The organism is Opitutus sp. GAS368, from assembly GCF_900104925.1.
GTDB lineage: Bacteria > Verrucomicrobiota > Verrucomicrobiia > Opitutales > Opitutaceae > Lacunisphaera.
Genome location: NZ_LT629735.1, coordinates 1,537,414 through 1,559,014, shown reverse-complemented (window position 1 = coordinate 1,559,014; position 21,601 = coordinate 1,537,414). Strand labels below are relative to the sequence as shown.

Sequence of the window (21,601 nt, the reverse complement as noted above, 5' to 3'; positions counted from 1 at the left end):
GCCCCGGCCGCGTCCGACGGACGGGCTTGCCGCCGCGCACCCGGGATTGTTTCGTGGCGCCATGACCGCTGCCCCCGTGATCGATGCTGCCGCCAAATTGCAGCGGGCGAAGGAGCGGCTCTATGTGTTGTGCCAGGTCGGCGGCTGGGGCACGTATCTGACCTCGCAGTTGGTTTTTTCGCGGGCGTTCGCCGACAAGACGGTCTCGCCCGGTCGCGACCCGCTGACGGAGGCCGCAATCATAGTGATGGTGGTCCTGATGGGCGTGGTGCTCACGCATTATGCCCGGCCGTTCATGACCCGGTGGGGCTGGCAGCAGCTGGGCTGGCGGGCGCTCCTGCCCCGGGTGCTCCTGATGAGCGTGGTGCTCTCGGTCCTGTGGAGCGCGGTGGGTTATGGCTATGTCTACGGCGTGGTCTGTGTGGCCTGGACCTCCAAATACAGCCCGTGGCTGGTTTTCCTGGCCAGCTGCCTCTACGGCGGCGGCATGCTGTTCGGCTGGCTGTGCCTGTATTTTTTCTACCATATCTTCGAGCGGCTGAACCGCCTGCAGGTCGACCAGCTGCGCCTCGCCGCCAGCGTCAAGGAAGCCGAGCTGCGCGCCCTCAAATCCCAGGTCAACCCGCACTTCCTCTTCAACTCGCTCAACAGCCTGCGCGCCTTGATCGACGAGGATGCGCCGCGCGCCCGCGAGGCGGTCACGCGCCTCGCCAACATGCTGCGCTACTCCCTGCAGTCGGGCCAGCAGGAGACGGTGTCGCTCGACGAGGAGATCCGCATCGTCGAGGACTACCTGGCGCTGGAGCAGATCCGCCATGAGAGCCGCCTGCGCGTCCGGTGGGAGGTCGCCGCCGAGGCGCGCCTGCTCAACGTGCCGCCGATGCTGCTGCAAACCCTGGTGGAAAACGCCGTCAAATACGGCATCAGCACGCGCCGGGAGGGCGGCGAGCTGGTGATCTCGGCCCGGATCGACGGCGCCGCCCTCAACATCCGCGTCTCCAATCCCGGCGACCTCGGCGCGCCCACGAGCGCGGCGGCCGCCCGCGCGGGTTCCTCCACCGGCGTCGGCCTGCGCAACGCCTCCGAGCGCCTGAAGCTCCTCTTTGGCGACCGGGCGACGCTCAGCCTGCTGGCCGAGCCGGCCGGCTGTGTCACCGCCGACGTCCTGATCCCGCTGAACCCCCCCGCCCGATGAAAGCCCTCCTCGTCGACGACGAGCGCCTGGCGCGCAACGAACTCCGCCGTCTGCTGGCGGCCCACGCCGACATCCAGATCGTCGGCGAGGCCGTGGACGTGGAGGACGCGCTGACCAAGGTGGGCACCCTCAGGCCGGAGCTGCTCTTTCTCGACGTGCAGATGCCCGGAGCCGACGGTTTCAGCCTGCTCGAGCAGCTCGAGCCGCCGCTCCCGCAGGTGATCTTCACCACGGCCTACGACGAGTTTGCCGTGAAGGCCTTCGAGTTCAGCGCGCTCGACTACCTGCTGAAGCCCGTCGATCCCAACCGCCTCGTGGCCGCGCTGGAGAAGCTCCGCCCGCGCGGCAGCGCGGCGCCGTTCGCGCCGGGCACCGCGTCGCACCGCCTGACGCTGGAGGACAAGGTTTTCGTCCGCGAGGGCGACCGCTGCTGGTTCGTGCCGGTGAAGAACCTCCGGCTGCTCGAGTCCGAGGGCAACTACACCCGCCTGTATTTCGACGACCAGAAGCCGCAGCTTTTCCGCTCGCTCACCGCGATGGAGGAACGGCTCGACGCGAAGAGCTTTTTCCGCGCCAACCGCAAGCAGGTCATCAATCTCGCCTGGGTCGAGGGCATCGAGCCCTGGTTCAGCGGCGGCCTGCTCGTGAAGCTCAAGGGCGGAATGAAGGTTGAGCTTTCCCGGCGCCAGGCGCAGGACTTCCGCGACCGCATGAGCCTATGAGAAAAAGACTGAAGGGCCGAATGACCGAAGGGCTGAACTTGGACCGGAAAACCTGGTGCCAACCCGGCTTCGGTCTTCTACGCCGGCTTTCAGCCTTTCAGTCCTTCAGTCTTTCAGCCTTTTTATGATCGAAGCCCACAACCTGACCAAGACGTTCAAGGACAAGAAGCGCGGGGTCATCACCGCGGTGGACAATGTGTCCTTCACCTGCCGCCCCGGACAGATCTACGGCCTGCTCGGCGCCAACGGCGCGGGCAAGACCACCACGCTCCGCCTGCTGGCCACGCTGCTGCAACCCACGAGCGGCACGGCGACTCTCGCCGGGCACGACGCCGCGACCGCCCCCGACGCGGTGCGCGCCAACGTCGGCTTCCTCGCCGCCAGCACCGCGCTCTACGGCCGCCTGACCGCCCGCGAGATGATCACGTATTTCGGCGAACTCAACGGCCTCACCGAGGCCGCCATCAAGGCCCGGATCAAGCAGCTGGCCGACGAGCTCGACATGCACGAGTTCCTCGACCGCCGCTGCGAGAAATTCTCCACCGGCATGAAGCAGAAGACCTCCATCGCCCGCACGCTCATCCACGACCCGGCGGTGATGATCTTTGACGAGCCCACGCTCGGGCTCGACGTCATGACCGCGCGGTCGATCGTCAAGTTTGTCCGCGAGTGCCGCAACCGCGGCAAGACCGTCATCTACTCCACCCACATCATGAGCGAGGTCGAGAAGCTCTGTGACACGGTTGGCATCATCCATGACGGCCGTCTGGTCGCAGAAGGGACGCTCGACGACCTCCGCCGGCGCTTCGGTGAGACCGACACCGAGGAGATGTTCGTCAAGGCCGTGGGCGGCGAAGCCGCACTGGTCGCCGCCGCCAACAAATAAATCCTCATGAAACTCCAAGCCATTCTCGCCGTTTATGTGAAGGAACTTCGCGAGGCCGTCCGCGACCGCCGCACGCTCATTTCCGTCATCGTCATCCCAACGGTCGCCATTCCGCTGATGTTCTTCTTCGTCGGCAAGGCGATGTCCCGCGCGTTTTCCCAGGCGCAGGAAGAACTCCCCACCGTGATGATTGTCGGCGGGGAAGACTCGCCCGGCATCGTGGCGACGCTCAAGTCCGCGCGCCATCCCGATCGCGACCGTCCGCTGGCGCGCATCGTGCCGCTGGGTGACTACACCCAGCAGATCACCAACAAGCAGCTCAGCGTGGCCGTGGAGATTCCCGCCGGATTCGAGGCGGCGCTGCAGGCCGGCGGCGCGCAGAAGGTCCGCCTCGACTACTTCGAGGGCGAGATCAAGTCGGGCATCGCCGCGGCCGACCTCGAGAAGTTCTTCAACGAATACCGACGGAAACTGGTGGAAAAGCGGCTGACCGACCGCGGTCTGTCGCCGACGGTGATGACGCCGTTTACGGTCGAGCGCAAGAACGTCGCCCCGCAGCAGCGCGTCGACGGCGCGAAGTTCGGCGGTTTCATTCCCTACCTGATCATCATCCTGTGCTTCACGGGCGCGATGTATCCGGCGATGGACACGACCGCCGGGGAGAAGGAGAGAGGCACGATGGAAACGCTGCTGTGCAGCCCCGTGCCGCGGCTCAACCTCGTGCTCGGAAAGTTCCTGCTCGTCCTCACGGGCTCGCTGACGGCGATTGTGTGCTCGCTGACTTCGATGGCCGTGATGGGCGTCGTCGCCGGCACCGTGTTTGGTGGCGGGGGCGGCCCGGTTGCGGCGAAGGCCTCGACCACCTTCACGATGATGCCCGCGATCGACCCACTCGGCATGTTTGGCGTGATGGCGATGGTGCTGCCGGTAGCGATGCTGTTCGCCGCGGTTGCGCTGACCATTTCACTTTTTGCCAAGAGCATGAAGGAGGCGCAAAGCTACCTCGCGCCGATGATGTTTGTCGTGGTTATGCCTGCAATCCTGGGACTGATGCCCGGCATCGAGCTCACTGCGCGCACGGCGTTGATCCCCATCTTCAACCTTTCCCTCGTCTGCAAGGAAATGCTCTCGGGTGTTTGGCACTGGAACTACATCGCCTTGATCTTCGGCTCGAGCGCCCTCTACGCAGGTCTCGCATTCGCGCTTTGCGTGCGAATGTTCAATCGCGAGAGCGTGATGTTCCGGGCCTGATTTTTGGTGTGGGTGCAAGCTGAGAGCCGCCCCATCGGGGCGGCTTTCATATTTCCGTAAAACCCGGCCGGCTGGGGGTAAACCCCGGGTAAATAGGCCCTAGGCCTCTAGTCGCGGCGAACCAAGCCTGCTATGTTGCGGTCGCACTTCTCACATCACCATGAACACGCCCACCAGACCGGCCACGCCGGACACCGCCCAGGAGGCCGCGCACCTCAAGAAACTGCGCGATCAGATTTCCACGGACATCGAGGCCATGCAGCAAAAGGAGGCCAGCCTGAAGGAATACGAACAGCGCCTGCGCCTGCTCATGGAGCACAACCAGCAGGGCCAGCCGGCTGCGCAGGCCAACCAGCACTACGTCACCGCCGGGCCCAACAGCCAGGCCGCGCTCGATGAGGAATGGGAGAAATACGACCGGGCCCACGCCCTGCTCGAGGCGGCCCGCCGCGGTCTGACCGACGACCGCCTGGCCCTCAAGGAGCGCGAGGAGAAGCTCGCCCGGCGCGAGGTGGATGTCGCCCGCCGCGAAGCCTGGATCAAGGCGCGCGAACAGGAGCTCGCGGCGGTCCCGGTTGTCGTCAAGGCGCCTGCGCCGGACTCGAACCCCTCCTTTGTCACCTCCCCGCTGCGGGCCACCCGCAAGCTGTTCCAGCCCAAGAAAACCAACGGCTGAGGCTCAGGCTTTTTCCAGCTCGGCCAGCCGGGCGGCGGCGGTTTCCCACGCGGAGGTCGCTGCCTGCAGCTGGTCGACAATGACGGAAAGTTCGCGGTTCAGGTGCTGGGCCTTGCCGGGTGAGGCATAGGTCTCGGGCGCCTCGAGTTCGGAGGTGAGCTCGTTCTGCTTGGTCTCGAGTTGCGCGACCTTCTCCTCGAGGTGGCCGACCTCGGTGCGGAGTTTCTTGATCTCGGCGGGATTGGGTTTGCTGGCCTTGGGCTCGGCTGACTTCTGACCTCGGACCTCTGTCTTCTGCACAGGGCGGGCGTCGGTGAAGCCGGCGGTCAGCGCGGCGCGGGCGTTGCCGGCCTTGGACTTCTCCAGGTAGTAGTCGTAGTTGCCGGCGTAGGGCGTGAGCCGGCCGGAGTGGACGTGCAGGACGGTCTGCGCAAGCGCGCGGATGAAATACACGTCGTGGCTGATGAAGATGAACGTGCCCTCGTAGCTCTTGAGCGCGTTGACCAGCGCGTCGATCGACGGGATGTCGAGGTGGGTCGTGGGCTCGTCCATCAGGAGCAGATTGGGCGGATTGACGAGGAGGCGGGCCAGCGCGAGGCGGGACTTCTCGCCGCCGGAGAGCACCGAGACCTTCTTGTGGACGTCGTCCTTGCGGAAGAGGAAGCCGCCGAGCACGGCGCGCGCCTGCTGCTCGGTGAGCTGGTTCTCGTTCGTGCGGAGCTCCATCACGTTCTCGAACACGGTGAGGTCGAGCTTGAGGTTGTCCGCGCGGTTCTGGGCGAAGTAGCCGGGCACCACGTTGCTGCCGAGGTTGATCTCGCCGCCCTGGATGGGCACGACACCGGCGAGAATCTTGAGGAGCGTGGACTTGCCGGCGCCGTTGGGGCCGACGAGCACGATCTTCTGCGCGCGCTCGGCCTCGAAGTTCAGGTCGGTGTAGACCACGTGGTCGCCGTAGGCCTGCCGGACGTTCTTGAGATTGACGACCTTGAGCCCGGAGCGCGGCGGCTGGGGAAAGCGGAAATTGATCTTCTTGAGGTCCTCCCAGGGCTCCTCGACGGCGACATCCTTGAGGCGCTCGATCTGCTTCTCCTTGGATTTGGCGCGGGAGGCCATCGAGGCCTTGGCCCCGAAGCGGTCGACGAACTTCTGGAGGTGGGCGATCTCGCGCTGCTGGTTCTTGAATTGCGCGGCCTGCTGCTCCTTGCGGGCGTCCTTCTCGTTCAGGTAGTCGTCGTAATTCCCGGTATATTTGTTGAGCGTGCCGCTGCGCAGCTCGAGGATGCCGTTGCAGAGCGAGTTCAGGAACTCGCGGTCGTGGGAGATGATGACCAGGCCGCCGGGATAGCGCGTCAGGTAGTCCTGGAACCAGAGCAGCGCCTCGAGATCGAGGTGGTTGGTCGGCTCGTCGAGCATGAGCAGGGCGGGCTCGCTGACGAGGAGGCGGGCGAGATGGGCGCGCATGACCCAGCCGCCGGAGAAGGACTTGGCGGGCTTGTCGTGGTCGGTCTCGCGGAAACCGAGGCCCGCGAGGATCTTCTTGGCGCGCGGCTCGAGCGTCCAGTCGATGTCGTAATCGTCGTCGTTTTCCGGGACGAGCTTCTTGCCGCTGGTGGCGATGGCGAGGATGCTCTCGTCGCGCACCGGGGCGCTCTCCTGGGGCAGGTAGCCGAAGTCGGCGCCGCGCTCCCACTCGATGGTGCCCTCGTCGGCCTGCTCCTCGCCGAGGATGAGGTTGAAAAGGGTGGATTTGCCCGCGCCGTTGGGCCCGACCAGGCCGAAGCGGTCGGTGCGCGCGACGAAGAGCGACACCTCGGAGAAGAGTTCCCGGGTGCCGTAGGACTTGGCGACATCTGCAATGGTCAGCATGGCGAACCCGCGAGTGAGCCCGCTGGCCACGCCTCCGTCAAGGGCTTTGCTCGGGCCGGGAAATTCAGGTCCCCGGCGGCACGCAGACCGTGGCGCGAGTCTGCAAACTGTCCTGGCTCAGGGCGAAGCGATAGCGTCCCGGGTAGTGCCGTTCGAGGCTAGCCCGCACGTCGGCCACGCCGTTTTCCGCCGTCACCGGCATCGGGGCCCGGCTTTGGCCCAGCCGGCCGGAATTGGCGACCTCCAGCAGGGTGAGCCCGTCGGTGGCCCGCTGGACCGTGACGGTGATTTCCAGCGGTTGTGCCGCGGTGCCGCGGCCCTCGTTGACGGCTTTTTCGACCAAGGGGAGGAGCAGGATGGGCGGAAGGGACTGGGCCAGCAGGGCGTCTTCCAGCGCAAAACGGATCCGGAGTGTTTCGGGTTGCCGCAGGCGCTCGATTTCAAGATAGGCCCGGACGAGGGCGATCTCATCGCCGATGGTGGTCGCCCGCTGCTGGTCGGTCTGGCGGACGGTGCTCCGGTAGAAGTCGGCGAGCCGGGCGGTCATGGCCCGGGCGGCCGCCGGGTTCTGGCCGATCTCGTGGCTGATGGTGGCGAGGGACCGCGCGAGGAAGCCCGGGTTGAGTTGGTAGCGGAGCAGTTCGAAACGGTGCCGCTCCTCCGCCACGGCGGCCTGGAACGCCTGGGCGCGGTTGGCCAGCAGCGACTTGATCAGGACATACGCCAGGGTCCAGATCAGGTAGATGGCGGTCCGGAAGAAAAAGAGGCCCGAACTGAGAATCTCCGCCGGCCCAAAAAATCCGAAGTAGTGGTTGACCGGGAGGCTGACCAGCACGTCCAGGGCGCCGGCGGTCATGCAACCGGCCAACACCAACGCCGCCGCCGATCCGAGCGCGCGCTCGGTGGGCCGGACCCGGCGGAAAAAGAGCCGCAGCAGACAGGTAAGGGTGATGCTCAGCGGCAATTGATAGGCTGTGATCAACAGCGCGGCCGGCATCGAGTCATAGACCGTCACTTTCAGCGGCAGGGACAGCAGCATGAAGCCGCTCCAACCGGCGAGCTGCAGCTGCCAGAAAAGCGGCACGCGCAGGAGCGGCGAGGGGGTGGGCGGACGCGAAGGGTCGGGCATGCGGGGAGGGACGAGGCGCGCCCATAACGCAACCCGGCCCGAATTGTTCAAACCCTATTTTCCCTCAGGCGGCTCGGGAGTCCGCGGCGGGATTTGCAATCGCGCGGGGCTTGGCGTTTCCTGCCTCGATGCCCAATCGCCTCGCCACGGAGCCATCCCCCTACCTGCGCCAGCACGCCGACAATCCCGTGGACTGGCGGCCGTGGGGCGAGGAAGCCTTCGCGCAGGCCCGCGCGGAGCAAAAGCCCATTTTCCTGAGCATCGGCTATTCGACCTGCCACTGGTGCCATGTGATGGCGCACGAGTCTTTCGAGAACCCGGACGTCGCCGCCGTGCTCAACCGCGACTTCGTGCCGGTGAAGCTCGACCGCGAGGAGCGGCCTGACCTCGACCGCGTCTACATGACCTATGTGCAGCAGACGACCGGCCACGGCGGCTGGCCGATGAGCGTCTGGCTGACGCCGGACCTGAAGCCGTTCTACGGCGGGACCTATTTTCCCCCGGAGGACCGGCATGGCCGGCCGGGCTTCGTCACGGTGCTCAACGCCATCACGCGCCACTGGCACGAAAAACGGGAGAAGATTCTCGCCGGCGCCGACGAGGTGGTGGCGGCGCTGCGACGCCAGGCGGCGGAGGGGCCGGCGCGACCCGCGCCCGAGGCGGGCGCACCGGCTCCCACCCTGCCGGAGGCGGCGAGCGAAGCCCTGACCAAGGCGTTCCAATATTTCTACGAGGCGCACGACGCAAATTGGGGCGGTTTTGGCGGCGCACCCAAGTTCCCGCGCCCGGCCGTGCTCAATTTCCTTTTCCGGCTGGCGGCATTGCAGGGAGCCCGGACCGCCGTGGGCACGGAGATGCTCAAGATGGCCACCCTCACCCTGCGCAAGATGGCCGAGGGCGGCCTGCAGGATCATGTCGGCGGCGGGTTCCACCGCTACGCGGTGGATGAAAGGTGGTTCGTCTCGCATTTCGAGAAGATGCTCTACGACCAGGCGCAGCTGGCGGTGAGCTACCTCGAGGCGCGGCAGGCGACGGGGCTCGAGGTCTATGGGTGGATCGCCCGCGATATTTTCACCTATGTGCAGCGCGACCTGACCGGCCCCGCCGGCGGGTTTTATTCCGCGGAGGATGCGGACAGCCTGCTGGCCCACGGCCGGCCGGAGCACGCCGAGGGCGCCTTCTACGTGTGGACCAAGGGCGAGATCGACGCGGTGCTCGGGGCCGACGCGGCGTTCTTTTGCGCCCATTACGGCGTGAAGCCCGACGGCAACGTGGAGCATGATCCGCAAGGCGAGTTCACGGGCCGGAACGTCCTGATGCAGCGCCAGTCGCTGGCGGTGACCGCGCGCGAGCACCAGCTCGAGCTGCCGGCGGCGAGCGACAAGCTGCTCGGCTGCCTGGAAAAACTCCGCACCGGGCGGGCCCGGCGGCCGCGGCCACAGCTCGATGACAAGATCATCGCCGCGTGGAACGGGCTGATGATCTCGGCGTTTGCGCGGGGGGCGCAGATGCTCGGCGAACGTCCGTATCTGGCCACGGCGACCCGGGCGGCGGAGTTTCTGCAGCGCGAACTTTACGACGGGAAAACCAACACGCTCTACCGGAGCTGGCGCGAGGGCCGCGGCGCCATCGCGGGCTTTGCCGAGGACCATGCGTTTCTCATCCAAGGCCTGCTCGATCTCTATGAGGCGGGCTTCGATATCCGCTGGCTGCAATGGGCGGAGCGCCTGCAGGTCGCGATGGACGAGCGGTTCGCGGACCCGGTCCGCGGCGGCTATTTCAATTCCCGCGCCGACGACCCGCATGTGATCGTGCGTTTGAAAGAGGACCACGACGGCGCCGAGCCGTCGGCCAATTCCATCGCGGCGCTGAATCTTCTCCGGCTGGACTGGATGCTGGGTGGTGGAGCGCCGCCGACCCCGGCGGCGAAGCGCCGCGAGGTCGCCGCGCCTCCAGGGGCCACCTATCGCGAGCGGGCGGTGCGGACCATCGCGGCGCTGCGCCCGGAATGGGAGGCCAGGCCGCAAGGGCTGCCGCAGCTGTTGTGCGCAATCGAGCTGGTGGTGGAGGCGCCGCGCACGGTTGTCCTGGCCGGCGATCCCGCGGCGGCGGACTTTCACGCGCTGGCGGCGGTGGCGGTGGAACGACCGGGTCCGCGCCGCGCCGTGCTGGGCGCCGATGGCGGGGCCGGCCAAAAATGGCTGGCGGCCCGGCGGCCTTACCTGGCGGACATGAAGCCCGTCGGAGGACGCGCCACGGCTTACGTGTGCGAGAACTTCGCCTGCCAGGCGCCGGTGGCGGATCCGGCGGCGCTGCGCCAGTCGCTCGCCTGAGCCCTAGATGGGCGGGCCCGGTTACTCGTCCTCGGCCACCTTGAGCTCGGCGGTGCCGCCCGCCGTGGTGTGCAGGAGATCCTGGATTGATTCAATGATCGCCAGCATTTCCGGATGCCGGGCGGCGAAGGTCAGCAACCGGATCCTCCGTTCATCAAGCTTCGCCTGGCGCACGGCGTCCATCAATTGGCGGGCCGCCAGGCCCAGGGCCCGGTCGTAAACCGCCAGTTTTTGCCGGACGGGCCCCAAGGTTGCCGGGTCGGCGAGATCGACTCCGCTCACGGATTCCAGCCAGAGCAGGGCAAGGCTGGCCATCTCGGGGGAATCGGACGGGTAGCCCATTTTGGCCATCAAGCGCGCAATGGTCTTGAACTTCACCGGGCGTCCGCTCTCGACATTCAAAATCGTATTGCGGTGGCAACGCGCCAACTTGGCCAAAGCCTCGTGGCTCAGGTCTTTTTGCTCCCGCAACCGGCGGAAAAGCTGCGCATATTGCATCGGGTGGTTGCATGATGGCGGTCCGAAACTTTGTCAACGCAGGCGACGTGCAAGAAAAGTTGTTGACAAAACATGTGCGCACAAAAAAGTTGTTAACCGCGATGAAACCCCACCGTCAGGGCCGGACGGGGGCGAGGGAGCAAGCGTTACGCCGTGCCCACGCCCACCGATTGCTCATGACCCTGGCGGGCATCTGCCGGGAATTGCGCTGGGCGCAATCCGACGAAGTGGTTTGCGCCGCCTACCTTGAGGTCGAGCAACATCTCATGAAACTGGTGCAGCAGTCGCAAAAAGAAAAATGGACGTGCACTCCGCCGATCAAGCTGCGCTGAGGCGCCGGCGGGCCCCCCGCGACCGCGTCCGGTTGCTCGTGGTCGAACAGGACGGGTTGATGCGAAGCGCTTTGGCGCAACTTTTGCAACGCGCGGGTTACGCGGTGCAGACGGCCGCGACGGCCCACGAGGCCTTGGCGGCCGGCCAGCAGTCGGACTGGGACTGCCTGGTGACGGAGCTGGACCTGCCCGACGCAAGCGGCCTGGAGCTGTATGCGCGGTTGCTTTTTCAAGGTCGGGAGCGGCTCCCGGCGGTCTTTCTGACCATCCGGCCACAGGCGATTCTGGAGTTGAGCCTCAAGGAGGCCTATTGGGTCCGGCTGCTGCGCAAACCGTGCGCTTTCACCGATCTTCTCGCGGCCTTGGAGCAATGCTTGGGCGCGTCGCAAACCCTTTGACGGCGATCACCGGGCCAGGGCGGCTTTCACCAGCCGCCGGTCGCCGTCATTGGGGGCGGGTTTGATGCCGAGCGCGGCGCAGAGCAGGTTGTAGACGTGGATGTTGTCCACGTCGGGAATCTCGACGCCGTGCTTGAAGGCGGGGCCGCTGGCGATAAAGAGCGCGCCCATGTTGGCGAGGGCGGGATCCCAACCGTGGCTGCCCTTGTTGTAGGTGAGCACGCGATTGGGCCAGCCGACCCGGCTCTCGATATTCCAGTGGTCGTCGGGGATGAGCACGACGTCAGGGATGCGCGGATTGCCCCGGTAGTGAAAACGCTCGGGGGTTTCGTCGCGGAGCCAGACGTGCAATTGCGGCGGGGCCTTGGCTCGGATGTGCGCGGCGAGTTCCGCCGCGGTGCCCGTGCCGGGCTTGGGGCGCACGCCGCCGGTCGGCCCGGTGGATTCCACCCGCACCCGGGCGACGTCCATTAAGTCCTCGAGAAAGATCACCCGGTCGGGGCCCTGCTCCGACATTCCGTGGTCGGACACGATCACGAGGCTGGTATGGTCGCGCAGGCCCAGGCGTTCCAAGCCGGCCAGCAGCCGGGCGATGGCGGCGTCCGCCCGTCGGACGGCATCCCCGGTTTCGGGCGCATCCGGGCCGAAAGTGTGGCCGGCATGGTCGACGATATCAAAATACAGCGTGCAGAAACGCGGGCGCTCCGCCGCGGGCGCGGTGAGCCAACCCAGCAGCTCGTCCACCCGTTGTTCCGTCGGGATCTTGCCGTCGAAGGGCTTGAAACGGCTGGGCCGCAGGCCGTGATTCTCCACCTCGGACCCCGGCCAGAAATAGCAAGCGCTGCGCACGCCCTGTTTTTCCGCGGTGATCCACGCCGGTTCACCCGCGGCCCACCAACGTTCCTCCTTGTTGCTGGCCGGCTTGCCCATGCTGAAAGTCTCGTTGAAGGCCGGGTCGAAGAACTCGTTGCCGACGATGCCGTGGTGCGCGGGATAGAGGCCGGTGACGAGGGTGTAGTGGTTGGGGAAGGTTTTCGAGGGGAACGAGGAGGTCATGCGCGTGGCATGAACACCGTCCCGCGCGAGGGCGCGCAGGGTGGGCGCGTCGTATTTCTGCAGGTAGTCCCAGCGGAAGCCGTCGATGGAAATGAGGATCAGCAGCTGGTTGCGCGGGGCGGCGGGCGGGGGCGTGGTGCACGCCGCCAAGCCGAGGATGAACAGCAGGCCGGCCAGGAGGCGGGGTGAAAGTCGGGGCGACATGGTTCAGCGGGCCAGCACTTCGCGGGCGAGGCGGTTGTCCCCATCGTTTGGCGCGGGTTTCACCCCCAGGGTGGCGCAGAGGAAATTATAGAGATGAATGTTTTCCACGTCGGCGAATTCGTGGCCGTGGCGGAACGAGGGGCCCTGCGCGATGAAAAGCGCGCCCATGTTGGGCGTGGCCGGGTCCCAGCCGTGGTTGCCGCGATCGAGATTCCCGGTGAACCTTTTCAGGACCGCCTTGCTTTCCACGTTCCAGTGGTCGTCCGCGATGAAGACGACGGCCGGGATCCGTGGATCGGCGCTGTAATGGTAGCGCGCCGGCACGGCCTCGCGCGCGTAGACCTGCACCTGCGGCGGGGCCTTGGCGCGCATCTGTGCGGCGAGCTCGGCCGGAGTGACCGTGCCGGGCTTGGGCCGGACGCCGCCATTGGGCCCGGTGGACTCCACCTCCACCTGCGAGATATCCAGCAGGTCCTCAAGGAACACGAACCGGTCGGCGCTCTGCTCGGACATGCCGTGGTCAGACACCACGACGAGGTTGACCTGGTCCCGCAGACCGCGGGCGGTGAGGCCGGCAAGCAGGCGGGCGATGGCGTCGTCGGCCTCCTTGACGGCGGCGGCGGTCTCGGGCGCGTCGGGCCCGGCCTTGTGGCCGACCGCATCGACGATATCTATATAAAGCGCGGCGAAGCGCGGGCGCCGGTCCGCCGGCAGGTCGAGCCAGGCGAGCAGGTCGTCCACCCGGCGGGCGGCGCCGATGCGGCCGTCAAAGGCCTTGTGGAGGCTCGGCCGGGTGCCGTGGATTTCCGCCTCGCTGCCCGGCCAGAAATAGACGGCGCTGCGCACGCCCTGTTTCTCCGCCGTGATCCAGATCGGCTCGCCCTGCTGCCACCAGCGCGCATCCGCGTTGTCCCCGGGCAGGTTCTTGCTGAAGGAGGCCTGCCGGACCGGGTCGTAGAAGTAATTGGAGACGATGCCGTGGTGCTCGGGCCGCAGGCCGGTGACGAGAGTGTAGTGGTTGGGGAAAGTCTTGGACGGGAACGACGGCGTCATCCGCCGGGCGTGCACGCCGGCGGCGGCGAGAGCCGTGAGGGTGGGCGCGTCGTATTTCTGCAGGTAGTCCCAGCGAAAGCCGTCGAGCGAAACCAGGATCAGCGGGCCGGCCGCCGGGGGCGGCGGGGTGGAGCAGGAAAGGAGCAGGCCGCAGAGCAGAAGGCCGAGGGCGGCCGAAAAGCACTTCATCCCCGCAAGTTGGTGGATTGCCTCGGGTCGCGCAACCTGCTTCCTGTGGGTGCATGACGGAAATCGAACGCCTGATCCTGCTGGAGGAACGCTACGCGCACCTGCAGCGCCACAGCGCCGAACAGGACAAGGTCATGCTTCAGCTGGCCGACGAACTGGCGAAGCTCCGGAAGGAGCTGGCGGCGCTGCGCACGCAGCAAGCGGGCGGACGCGACAGCGAGGAGGCGCCGGACGAGCGCCCGCCGCACTATTGAGACAGCTGGCAGGCCGGCCGGATTTTGTAGGGTCGTCGCTTGCGACGACCTCGCCTCACAACCCAAGGTCGCCGCAAGCGGCGACCCTACAACGGAGAAAGGCGATCAGAACAGCGCGGTGACCTCGACGTGCTGGCCAGGCTCGAGGAAAATCTCGCCCGAGACCGCCGCTGTCTCGTCGTTCTTGTAGAGCTTGCACGCAACGGGCCCCGTGGCCTCGTCGGTCGCCCAGCCCCACTTGCCGATGGAAACGAATTTCATCGGCAGACCCTTGTCCCAGCTGAGGCCCGGGCCGTCGCCGCGGATATAAAGCTTGTTGCCGATGCCGATGTAAGCGGTGACCAGCAGGCGGGTGGCGCCGTCGGCGGAGACGGAGGGCTCGACCGTGGCGGCGGCCTCGGCGGTGAGGTCATCGGACGGCGCGGCGGCCGTGTCGGCCGGGGAGTCGGGGAAAGCGGCTTCGCCGGAATTTTCGGTTGGCGTGTCACCCGGCATCGCCTCGGACATGGCGGCGAGCGTGTCCTCGGGCTTGGGCTTGCGCGGGGCGCGGGGTTTCTTCGGCTTGGGCTCCTCGACGATGGCGACGGGGGATTCCGTGACGGAGACGGATTCGACGACAGGCACGGCCTTGGGCTCTTCCTGTAACGGCGGTCTATGACCGCCGTCTTCCGTCAGCGTGGTTTCGGCCCGGCGGTCATAGACCGCCGCTACAGGGGCTGACGCAATTGCGGCGAGCTTCGCGTCGAGCGCGGCCACGGCGGCGGTGAGGCGGGCCTCGAACTTGCCGACGGCGGCGTCCTGGGCGGCGGCGAGCGATTTGCGGGTGGCGGTCTCCAAGGCGGCCAGCTCGGCGGTGGCCTTGTGAATCTTGTCGGCGATGACCGCCAGGCGCTCGCTTTCGCTCTGGCGCAGGGTGGCGAGCTCCTCGGTCAGGCGCTCCTTCTCCTCGTCCTCGGAGGTGGCCAGCTGCTGGTTGAACTCGGCGAGCTTCTCCTGCATGCGGTAGGGCAGGTTCTCGGCGGCGTGGGCGGTCTTGTGCACGGCCTCTTCGACCGCCTTGATCTGCGCGGCGGCCCGGGCGAGGCTCTCGCTGGCGGCGTTGAGGCGCTGGACATGGTCGGAAACCTTGGTGCGCTCGGTCTGGACGTATTCCGCGGAGTCGGCGGCGTAGTCGATGAGGAACGGGATCAGGCCGATGATGGCGGCCAGCCCGACGCAGACCACCGCGCTGACAAAGGGCAGGGGGGCGTAGGGGTTCTTGTCATTGAAAAAGACGATGATGAACGCCGTGAGCAGCAGGCCGAGGTCGATCACCAGAAAGATCCATTTGGGCAGACGGGGGGCGGGGTCCAGATTCATAGGCGAGTCGCGCGCACGCTTCTTTTCACGGGGCGCGGGCGGTTTCTCAAGGCTAAACGCAGTGGCGGCGCCGCCGGAAAAGAACCTTGAGCAGCCGGCGGAGCCGGGCAGACTGCCGGCACAGCCGATGAACTTTTCCCACTTCGTGCGGATCGACCGGGAGCGCCGCGGGCTGGAGTGTCACTACGTGGTGCACACCGGCAATCCGAAGTTCACGGTGGAACTGACGCCGGACCACGAGGCGCCGGACAAGCTCGGGCGGGGCGTCATCAAGCGGGTGTGCGTGCCGAACTCCTGGGCCGGGGACTACGGCCAATACGGCCAGTTGCTCGCCGCGGCGCAGGAGTTTTTCGGCCAGTCGCACCCGGGCGACGCCCCGGCGCGCCGGTAGGGCGGCGAGTCCCTCTTGGCCGGCCATAGGCTTGGCGAAGGCTGCCCGCCGCCGTGGCGCGGATCCGGCTTCGCCAGCGCTACGACGGACAAGGCGGAGCCCGCTGCCCTGCCTCACGCCATCAGCTGGCGCCAGGACTGGGCCAGGAACGAGACGAGCATGCCGATGCGGATCGAGCCCTCGAAGGTCAGCACGACCAGCACCCACTTGAGACCGCAGGTGCTGCGGATGAGATAGCCGGCGCCCGTCACCAAGATCAGCACGACGCCTTGGGCGCGGCCGACCGGGTGCAGCAGCAGCGTGAGCATCCAGGCATAGTAGAAGAGCAACCCGCCGGCCCAGGTGGCGGCCATCCAGCCGGCCATCGGCAGCTCGCGCGGGTCGGCGTTGACCCGGATCTGCTTGATGCCGAGGTAGCGCTCGCTGACCACGAGCTGCCAGAGCTCGAAGGCGAGGAAAAGCGGCGCAAGCAGCGCGGAGGGATTCATGGACGGAGTCAATTTCGCGGCCCGGCCGCCGCGAGGCCAGATTTTATTCCCTTTGGGTTCAATCTCCCGGAGCTTGCTCCGGCTTGGTCTTGAGATTCCACGGCGAGGTCGCCGTGGCTCCAGAACGAATTACTGGAGAGCGGGCGACCCCGCCCGCGGGTGGTTCGATCAATGCCCCCGGGGCTTGCCCCGGGGATCTTTACTGCGGATAGGTTTAGCCCCGCGCTCCGCGCGGGCTAAACCTGCGCGGAGCGCAGGTTCCACCAAAGACAGTGCACCGCATTCCGGGATGGAATTCCGCGGCCCGGGCGGTATGGTGCGGGCAGCGACCGACGTGCTGCCGGCCGTGCAATCCCAACCCCGGAGTCAGCCATGACCGCAATGTTCCTCGTGAAGTATCTTTGCACCGCGCTGGTCGCGGGCGTGAGCGGCGGCCTCGCGATGCAGCTCGCCATGCGGCTCATCGCGCACGGCGGCCACGTCAAAGGCGACATGATCCTCGCCCTCGGCAGCCTCATCACCAAGTCCCGCGACAACGCCTACCGGGTCGGGCTGATCGTACACGTGACGGCGGCGATCGGGTTCGGGCTGGTTTACACCCTGCTGATGGTGACGCTCGGCTACACGCACATGCCCATTTCACTCATGCTCGGGCTGGGGGTCGGCGCGCTGCACGGCCTGATCGTCAGCCTGATGCTGGTGTGGGTGGTGGCGGACCAGCACCCGCTGGAGGAGTTCAAGGAGACCGACCTGCTCGTCGGCCTCAGTCACATGGCCGGCCACGTGGCTTACGGTGGGGTGATCGGGTTGATCGTCGGCTTGTCGCCGCTCTGAGAAACTAGCTGCAACTTCGGGGTGGGGCGGGGTGTTTCAAGGGGCAACTCCCCCACACCATGCTGTCCGACCTCCGCCTTTCCCTGCGGACTCTCACCAAGAGTCCGGCCTTTGCCTTGATCGCCATCAGCACGCTGGCGCTCGGCATCGGCGTGAACACCGCGATGTTCAGCATCGTCGAGGGCATCGCCCTGCGCGGACTGCCGTTCCCGGAGCAGGACCGGCTCATCTCCATCTACACCACCACCTCGGGCAACCCCGACGACCGCGGGGGCCTGTCATGGGGCGAATTCACCGACCTGCGCGCGCAGCAGCAATCCTGCATCGATTACGCCGTTTATCAGGATCGCACGACCACCCTCAGCAGTGCCGGCGGCGACCCCGAACGTGTCGAGGGCACGGCGATCACGGCCGCGGGCCTGGCGACCCTGCATGCGCCCATCGAGCTCGGCCGCTGGTTCAATGCCGCGGAGGACAATCCGGGCGCGCCCGCCACCATCGTGCTTGGCCATGCGCTCTGGGAGAACCGCTTCAAGGCCGACCCCGCCATCCTTGGCCGGCAGGTGAAACTCAACGGCGAGTCCGCCACCGTCATTGGCGTCGCCCCGGCCGCGTTCCGCTTTCCGGAAAACGCCGACGCCTTCCATCCGGTGCGGGACATGTTTCGTGAGGACCAGCGCGACAACCGTCAGCTGTCCGTCTTCGGCCGGCTCAAACCCGGGGTCTCCGTGGCGCAGGCCCAGGCGGAGTTCGCGGCCATCGGGCAGCGCTTCGCGGCCGGGCATCCCGTGGAGACGAAGGGCGTCGGCTACCACGTGCAGACGCTGCGCGAGGTTTTCGTGGACCAGGAGACCCGCCTGCTGCTCGGCGTCATGCTTGGGGCGGTGTTTTTCGTGCTGCTCATCGCCTGCGCCAATGTCGCCAACCTGCTCCTCGCCCGCGCGGCCGCCCGGGAAAAGGAGCTGGCCGTCCGGGCCGCGCTGGGCGCCGGCCGCGGCCGCGTCGTGCGCCTGCTGCTGACCGAGACGGCGGTTCTGACCGGGCTCGGGGCCCTGGTCGGCCTGGTGCTGGCCTACGCCGGCGTCGTGCTCTTCCGCAACAACATCTCCGACCTCAAGCCACCCTACTGGATGGTCTTTGAACTCGACGGCACCGCGCTGCTCTACGCCGCCGGCATCACGACCGCGACCTGCCTGCTCGCGGGCCTCTACCCGGCGCTGCGCGCTTCGCGCACGGACCTGAACTCGGTGCTGAAGGACGGGGGGCGCGGCTCGACGGCGGGCGGACTGGGCCGGTTCACGCGCCTGCTGGTCATCGGTGAGATCGCCATGTCCTGCCTGCTGCTCGTCCTCTCGGGCCTGATGGTGCGCACCGTCGTAAAAATGCAGAGCGCGCCGCTCGGCTTCGACACCGCCGGCATCTACCACGGCCGGGTCGCGCTCCTCGACCGGGAGTCGAAGGGCGCCGCGCAACAGCGGGCGTTCTTCAAGCAGCTCGCCGCGCGGCTCCAGGCCGCCCCGGAAATCGCCAGCGCCGGCCTGGTGGATTCGCAGCCGACCTACGGGGGCAATGAACCGGTGGTCATCGACGGCCGGGCGCCGGAGCCCGCCGGCACGCGCGGGCCCGTGGCGACGGTCAAGGCGGCGTCCCCCGGCTATCTGCCGACGCTGGGCATCCCGATCCTGCAGGGCCGCAATCTCACCGAGGCGGACGCGGCCGAAGCGCCGGCCGTGGCGGTCATCAGCACGAATTTTGCCGAGAAATACTGGCCCGGTCGCAGCCCGCTCGGCCAGCGGTTCCGCCGGGGCGGCGGAAAACCCGGCGAGAAGCCGGAGTGGATCACGGTGGTGGGCGTGGCCCGCCAGGTCATGCAGGGGCGCTTCGACAACGAGGTGACGCCGCAGGCCTACGTTTCCTACCAGCAGACGGCCAACGCCGAGCTCGACCGCATGAGCGTGTTCGCCCGCGCGCGCCGCGGGGACGCCGCGCTGCTGGCTCCCGTCCTGCGCCGCACCGTGCGGGAGGTGCGCGACGACCTGCCGGTCTATTTCGCCCAGACGATGGACCAGATGCTGGCCGAGGCGGCGGCCTCGAAAAAAATCATCGCCTGGCTCTTCGGGGTGTTCGGCGCCGTGGCCTACGGTCTCGCGGGCATCGGCCTCTATGGCGTGATGAGCTACGCGGTCAGCCAGCGCACGCAGGAGATCGGGGTGCGCGTGGCGCTCGGGGCGACCCCGGGTGACATCCTCGCGCTGGTCTGCCGCCAGGGTGGCTGGCAACTGGGCCTCGGTCTCGGTCTCGGCCTTGGCGCCGCGTTCTTCGCCGGCCAGCTGCTCGCCACGTTCCTCTACGGCGTGAGCCCGCGCGATCCCGTGACGTTCGGCACCACGTTGCTCTCCCTCGGGCTGGCCGGCGCGCTGGCGCTGCTCATGCCGGCGCTCCGCGCGCTGCGGGTCAACCCGGTCGAGGCGCTGCGTGGCGAGTGAGGCGGTCAGTAGCCGACCGCCTTGCTGTCGGGCTTGCGCGAGTCCGCGGCGCCGAGCCGGAGGTGGGTGGCCGGATCGACCATGATGGTCATCGTGTCGTTCGGGTAGCGCTCGATGACGGGCACGCGCTGGGCGCCGAAAAAGTTGCGCTGCTCGAGCTGGTGCCCCTTTGCGCGCAGCGCCTCCATGGTGTCGGTGCTGAGCCCGTAGGGATCGTAGTTCACGACATCGGGCATCCACTGGTGATGGATGCGCGGCGCTTCGACGGCGAGCGAGACCGGCAGGTCGAAATCGATGACATTGGTGATCACCTGGAAAACCGCGTTGATGATCGTCGAGCCGCCGGGCGCGCCGGTGACGAGGAAGATCTTTTTGTCCTTGAACACGAAGGTGGGCGCCATGGACGAGAGCGGGTGCTTGCCCGGCGCGATGGCATTGGCCTCGCCCTGGATCAGGCGGAACTGGTTTGGCGTGCCGGGCTTCGAGGTGAAGTCATCCATTTCGTTGTTCATGAGCACGCCCGTGCCCGGGATCGTCACGCCGGAACCAAAGCCGCCGTTGAGCGTGAAGGTGTTGGCGACCGCGTTGCCGTCGGCATCGACGATCGAGAAGTGCGTGGTCTCGGTGGACTCGGCGGCCAATTCGGCGCGTCGCGCCTGGAGCATGGCGACCTTCGGCGGTTCCCAACCGGCCGGATTGCCCGGGGCCAGTCCGGCCGAGGGCGTGGCCTTGTTGGGGTCGAAATTTTTCATCAGCCCGGCGATATAGCCGCGATCCAGCAGGCCGGCGACCGGCACCTTGACGAAATCCGGATCGCCGAGGTATTCCGCGCGGTCGCGGTAGGCGCGGCGCATGGCCTCGATGAAGAGGTGGTATTTCGCGGCGGAATTCGGCCCGAGCGCCGCGACGTCGAAGGGTTCGATCATGGCGAACATCTGCAGGAGCGCGATGCCGCTCGAGCTGGGCGGCGGCATCGTGACGATCTCGTAGCCGCGGTAGGTCGTGCGCAGCGGCACCCGCTCGACCGCCGTGTAATTCTTCAGGTCGGCGAGGCTGATGGTGCCGCCGTTCCGCGCCATGGCGTCGGCGATCAGGCGCGCCGTCTCCCCTTCGTAGAACTCGCGGGGGCCGTTCTGCTGCAGCCGCGCGAGCGTCGCGGCCAGCTCGGGCTGGCGCCAGAGATCGCCGGCGCGCCAGAGCGCGCCGCCGTTGAGGAAGATCTTCTTGGAATCGGGAAACGCGCCGAGCTTCTCGGCCTGGCCGCGGAAGCGCGCCGCCGTGAATTGCGTGAGGCGGTGGCCGTCCGCGGCCAGGCGGCGCGCCGGCTCGATGAGCTCGGCCCACGTGAGTTTGTGGGAGCCGTATTTCTCGAGGGCGAGCGCCCAGCCGGCGACGTCGCCGGGCACGCCGCTCGCGCGCCAGCCGAAGGTGGACGAGCCGGGGCCCTTGAGCACGTTGCCGTCGGGGCCGAGATACATGTCGCGCGAGGCGGCGGCCGGCGCGCGTTCGCGATAGTCGATCGCGATGTCCCGGCCGTCGGCCAGGTGGATCATCATGAAGCCGCCGCCGCCGAGCGGCCCGGCCCAGGGATAAACGACGCCGAGCGCGAAACCGGTCGCCACCGCCGCATCCACGGCGTTGCCACCCCGCTGCAGCACATCGGCGCCGACCTGGGCGGCGAGTTCGTGCGCCGACACGACCATGCCGTGCTCGGCCTCGACCGCCATGCGCTGCGCGAACGCCGTGAGGGGCGCGGCCAGCACCAGCGCGGTGATCACCGGGGGGACGACAAAACGCGGGGTAAATCTCATGCGCGCATCATCCCGCGGCTCCGGGCCGGCTCAAGTCACAAACGCCGCGACCGGCCCCGCCGGATGATATCACTTGTTTCGGACGGAGGGTTGGCTATTGAATAACCGACCACCTAACCGGCCTGTAAGCAGGCTGAGCGTTCTTCCTTAACACCGTATGAATACCAAGATGTCTGATTCCCGGGCC

The 21,601-nt window shown here is 67.2% G+C and carries 20 protein-coding genes; 12 read left to right on the top strand and 8 right to left on the bottom strand.

Features of this window, described 5'->3' with window-relative positions:
• Window positions 1-61: 61 nt before the first annotated feature.
• From BLU29_RS06580 to BLU29_RS06560, 5 genes are all read left to right on the top strand, one after another.
• Window positions 62-1,195: a histidine kinase gene (locus BLU29_RS06580; RefSeq protein WP_157693688.1), complete on the top strand. Its 1,134-nt coding sequence runs from the start codon at window positions 62-64 to the stop codon at window positions 1,193-1,195.
• Window positions 1,192-1,917: a response regulator gene (locus BLU29_RS06575; RefSeq protein WP_091056091.1), complete on the top strand. Its 726-nt coding sequence runs from the start codon at window positions 1,192-1,194 to the stop codon at window positions 1,915-1,917. Before BLU29_RS06580 ends, BLU29_RS06575 begins: the two co-directional genes overlap by 4 nt.
• A 124-nt stretch (window positions 1,918-2,041) precedes the next feature.
• Complete coding sequence (locus tag BLU29_RS06570; protein ID WP_091056089.1) at window positions 2,042-2,803, top strand: ATP-binding cassette domain-containing protein; 762 nt, start codon at window positions 2,042-2,044, stop codon at window positions 2,801-2,803.
• A gap of 6 nt (window positions 2,804-2,809) precedes the next feature.
• A complete protein-coding gene (locus tag BLU29_RS06565; RefSeq protein ID WP_091056087.1) occupies window positions 2,810-4,054 on the top strand; it encodes an ABC transporter permease in 1,245 nt (414 codons plus the stop codon).
• Window positions 4,055-4,214: 160 nt separating this feature from the next.
• Window positions 4,215-4,730, top strand: a complete 516-nt coding sequence (locus tag BLU29_RS06560) for a hypothetical protein (RefSeq protein WP_091056086.1) — start codon at window positions 4,215-4,217, stop codon at window positions 4,728-4,730.
• A 3-nt stretch (window positions 4,731-4,733) separates the two neighbouring features.
• Here the strand turns inward: BLU29_RS06560 and BLU29_RS06555 are convergent, their stop codons facing one another.
• Complete coding sequence (locus BLU29_RS06555) at window positions 4,734-6,599, bottom strand: ABC-F family ATP-binding cassette domain-containing protein (protein WP_091060968.1); 1,866 nt, start codon at window positions 6,597-6,599, stop codon at window positions 4,734-4,736.
• Window positions 6,600-6,663: 64 nt separating this feature from the next.
• Window positions 6,664-7,728, bottom strand: a complete 1,065-nt coding sequence (locus BLU29_RS06550) for a histidine kinase (RefSeq protein ID WP_091056084.1) — start codon at window positions 7,726-7,728, stop codon at window positions 6,664-6,666.
• A 128-nt stretch (window positions 7,729-7,856) separates the two neighbouring features.
• Here BLU29_RS06550 and BLU29_RS06545 point away from each other — a divergent pair, with 128 nt between their 5' ends.
• Window positions 7,857-10,061, top strand: coding sequence for a thioredoxin domain-containing protein (locus BLU29_RS06545; protein WP_091056083.1), 2,205 nt, complete (start codon window positions 7,857-7,859; stop codon window positions 10,059-10,061).
• Window positions 10,062-10,082: 21 nt separating this feature from the next.
• Here BLU29_RS06545 and BLU29_RS06540 read toward each other — a convergent pair whose 3' ends face one another.
• Window positions 10,083-10,559, bottom strand: coding sequence for a helix-turn-helix transcriptional regulator (locus BLU29_RS06540; protein WP_091056081.1), 477 nt, complete (start codon window positions 10,557-10,559; stop codon window positions 10,083-10,085).
• Between the two features lie 11 nt (window positions 10,560-10,570).
• Between BLU29_RS06540 and BLU29_RS06535 the strand changes: the two genes are divergently transcribed.
• A complete protein-coding gene (locus tag BLU29_RS06535) occupies window positions 10,571-10,891 on the top strand; it encodes a hypothetical protein (RefSeq protein ID WP_091056080.1) in 321 nt (106 codons plus the stop codon).
• Window positions 10,858-11,289, top strand: coding sequence for a response regulator (locus BLU29_RS06530; protein WP_091056078.1), 432 nt, complete (start codon window positions 10,858-10,860; stop codon window positions 11,287-11,289). Before BLU29_RS06535 ends, BLU29_RS06530 begins: the two co-directional genes overlap by 34 nt.
• A gap of 6 nt (window positions 11,290-11,295) precedes the next feature.
• Here the strand turns inward: BLU29_RS06530 and BLU29_RS06525 are convergent, their stop codons facing one another.
• Both BLU29_RS06525 and BLU29_RS06520 read right to left on the bottom strand, forming a co-directional pair.
• A complete protein-coding gene (locus BLU29_RS06525; RefSeq protein WP_091056077.1) occupies window positions 11,296-12,549 on the bottom strand; it encodes an ectonucleotide pyrophosphatase/phosphodiesterase in 1,254 nt (417 codons plus the stop codon).
• Window positions 12,550-12,552: 3 nt separating this feature from the next.
• On the bottom strand, window positions 12,553-13,791 hold the full coding sequence (locus tag BLU29_RS06520) for an ectonucleotide pyrophosphatase/phosphodiesterase (RefSeq protein ID WP_091056075.1): 1,239 nt from the start codon (window positions 13,789-13,791) through the stop codon (window positions 12,553-12,555).
• 53 nt (window positions 13,792-13,844) lie between these two features.
• Here BLU29_RS06520 and BLU29_RS06515 point away from each other — a divergent pair, with 53 nt between their 5' ends.
• On the top strand, window positions 13,845-14,045 hold the full coding sequence (locus BLU29_RS06515) for a SlyX family protein (protein WP_091056074.1): 201 nt from the start codon (window positions 13,845-13,847) through the stop codon (window positions 14,043-14,045).
• A gap of 105 nt (window positions 14,046-14,150) precedes the next feature.
• Here BLU29_RS06515 and BLU29_RS06510 read toward each other — a convergent pair whose 3' ends face one another.
• Window positions 14,151-15,404, bottom strand: a complete 1,254-nt coding sequence (locus BLU29_RS06510) for a hypothetical protein (RefSeq protein WP_091056072.1) — start codon at window positions 15,402-15,404, stop codon at window positions 14,151-14,153.
• Between the two features lie 127 nt (window positions 15,405-15,531).
• Here BLU29_RS06510 and BLU29_RS06505 point away from each other — a divergent pair, with 127 nt between their 5' ends.
• Window positions 15,532-15,795 carry a hypothetical protein gene (locus tag BLU29_RS06505; RefSeq protein ID WP_157693686.1) on the top strand — a complete coding sequence of 88 codons (264 nt, stop codon included), beginning with the start codon at window positions 15,532-15,534 and terminating at the stop codon, window positions 15,793-15,795.
• Between the two features lie 113 nt (window positions 15,796-15,908).
• On the opposite strand, the gene BLU29_RS06500 is transcribed toward BLU29_RS06505, so the two are convergent.
• On the bottom strand, window positions 15,909-16,283 hold the full coding sequence (locus BLU29_RS06500; protein ID WP_091056069.1) for a hypothetical protein: 375 nt from the start codon (window positions 16,281-16,283) through the stop codon (window positions 15,909-15,911).
• Window positions 16,284-16,655: 372 nt separating this feature from the next.
• Here BLU29_RS06500 and BLU29_RS06495 point away from each other — a divergent pair, with 372 nt between their 5' ends.
• Both BLU29_RS06495 and BLU29_RS06490 read left to right on the top strand, forming a co-directional pair.
• Window positions 16,656-17,117: a hypothetical protein gene (locus tag BLU29_RS06495; RefSeq protein WP_157693685.1), complete on the top strand. Its 462-nt coding sequence runs from the start codon at window positions 16,656-16,658 to the stop codon at window positions 17,115-17,117.
• A 59-nt stretch (window positions 17,118-17,176) separates the two neighbouring features.
• Complete coding sequence (locus tag BLU29_RS06490; RefSeq protein WP_091056066.1) at window positions 17,177-19,603, top strand: ABC transporter permease; 2,427 nt, start codon at window positions 17,177-17,179, stop codon at window positions 19,601-19,603.
• Window positions 19,604-19,608: 5 nt separating this feature from the next.
• Here the strand turns inward: BLU29_RS06490 and ggt are convergent, their stop codons facing one another.
• Entirely contained in the window at window positions 19,609-21,414 is a 1,806-nt protein-coding gene (gene ggt / locus BLU29_RS06485) for a gamma-glutamyltransferase (RefSeq protein WP_091056064.1), read from the bottom strand.
• Window positions 21,415-21,601 lie beyond the last annotated feature (187 nt).

Coding starts and splice junctions, on each gene's coding strand:
- BLU29_RS06580 (WP_157693688.1), top strand. CDS start 62: ATGACCGCTGCCCCCGTGATCGATGCTGCCGCCAAATTGCAGCGGGCG.
- BLU29_RS06575 (WP_091056091.1), top strand. CDS start 1,192: ATGAAAGCCCTCCTCGTCGACGACGAGCGCCTGGCGCGCAACGAACTC.
- BLU29_RS06570 (WP_091056089.1), top strand. CDS start 2,042: ATGATCGAAGCCCACAACCTGACCAAGACGTTCAAGGACAAGAAGCGC.
- BLU29_RS06565 (WP_091056087.1), top strand. CDS start 2,810: ATGAAACTCCAAGCCATTCTCGCCGTTTATGTGAAGGAACTTCGCGAG.
- BLU29_RS06560 (WP_091056086.1), top strand. CDS start 4,215: ATGAACACGCCCACCAGACCGGCCACGCCGGACACCGCCCAGGAGGCC.
- BLU29_RS06555 (WP_091060968.1), bottom strand. CDS start 6,599: ATGCTGACCATTGCAGATGTCGCCAAGTCCTACGGCACCCGGGAACTC.
- BLU29_RS06550 (WP_091056084.1), bottom strand. CDS start 7,728: ATGCCCGACCCTTCGCGTCCGCCCACCCCCTCGCCGCTCCTGCGCGTG.
- BLU29_RS06545 (WP_091056083.1), top strand. CDS start 7,857: ATGCCCAATCGCCTCGCCACGGAGCCATCCCCCTACCTGCGCCAGCAC.
- BLU29_RS06540 (WP_091056081.1), bottom strand. CDS start 10,559: ATGCAATATGCGCAGCTTTTCCGCCGGTTGCGGGAGCAAAAAGACCTG.
- BLU29_RS06535 (WP_091056080.1), top strand. CDS start 10,571: ATGATGGCGGTCCGAAACTTTGTCAACGCAGGCGACGTGCAAGAAAAG.
- BLU29_RS06530 (WP_091056078.1), top strand. CDS start 10,858: ATGGACGTGCACTCCGCCGATCAAGCTGCGCTGAGGCGCCGGCGGGCC.
- BLU29_RS06525 (WP_091056077.1), bottom strand. CDS start 12,549: ATGTCGCCCCGACTTTCACCCCGCCTCCTGGCCGGCCTGCTGTTCATC.
- BLU29_RS06520 (WP_091056075.1), bottom strand. CDS start 13,791: ATGAAGTGCTTTTCGGCCGCCCTCGGCCTTCTGCTCTGCGGCCTGCTC.
- BLU29_RS06515 (WP_091056074.1), top strand. CDS start 13,845: ATGACGGAAATCGAACGCCTGATCCTGCTGGAGGAACGCTACGCGCAC.
- BLU29_RS06510 (WP_091056072.1), bottom strand. CDS start 15,404: ATGAATCTGGACCCCGCCCCCCGTCTGCCCAAATGGATCTTTCTGGTG.
- BLU29_RS06505 (WP_157693686.1), top strand. CDS start 15,532: ATGAACTTTTCCCACTTCGTGCGGATCGACCGGGAGCGCCGCGGGCTG.
- BLU29_RS06500 (WP_091056069.1), bottom strand. CDS start 16,283: ATGAATCCCTCCGCGCTGCTTGCGCCGCTTTTCCTCGCCTTCGAGCTC.
- BLU29_RS06495 (WP_157693685.1), top strand. CDS start 16,656: ATGACCGCAATGTTCCTCGTGAAGTATCTTTGCACCGCGCTGGTCGCG.
- BLU29_RS06490 (WP_091056066.1), top strand. CDS start 17,177: ATGCTGTCCGACCTCCGCCTTTCCCTGCGGACTCTCACCAAGAGTCCG.
- ggt (WP_091056064.1), bottom strand. CDS start 21,414: ATGAGATTTACCCCGCGTTTTGTCGTCCCCCCGGTGATCACCGCGCTG.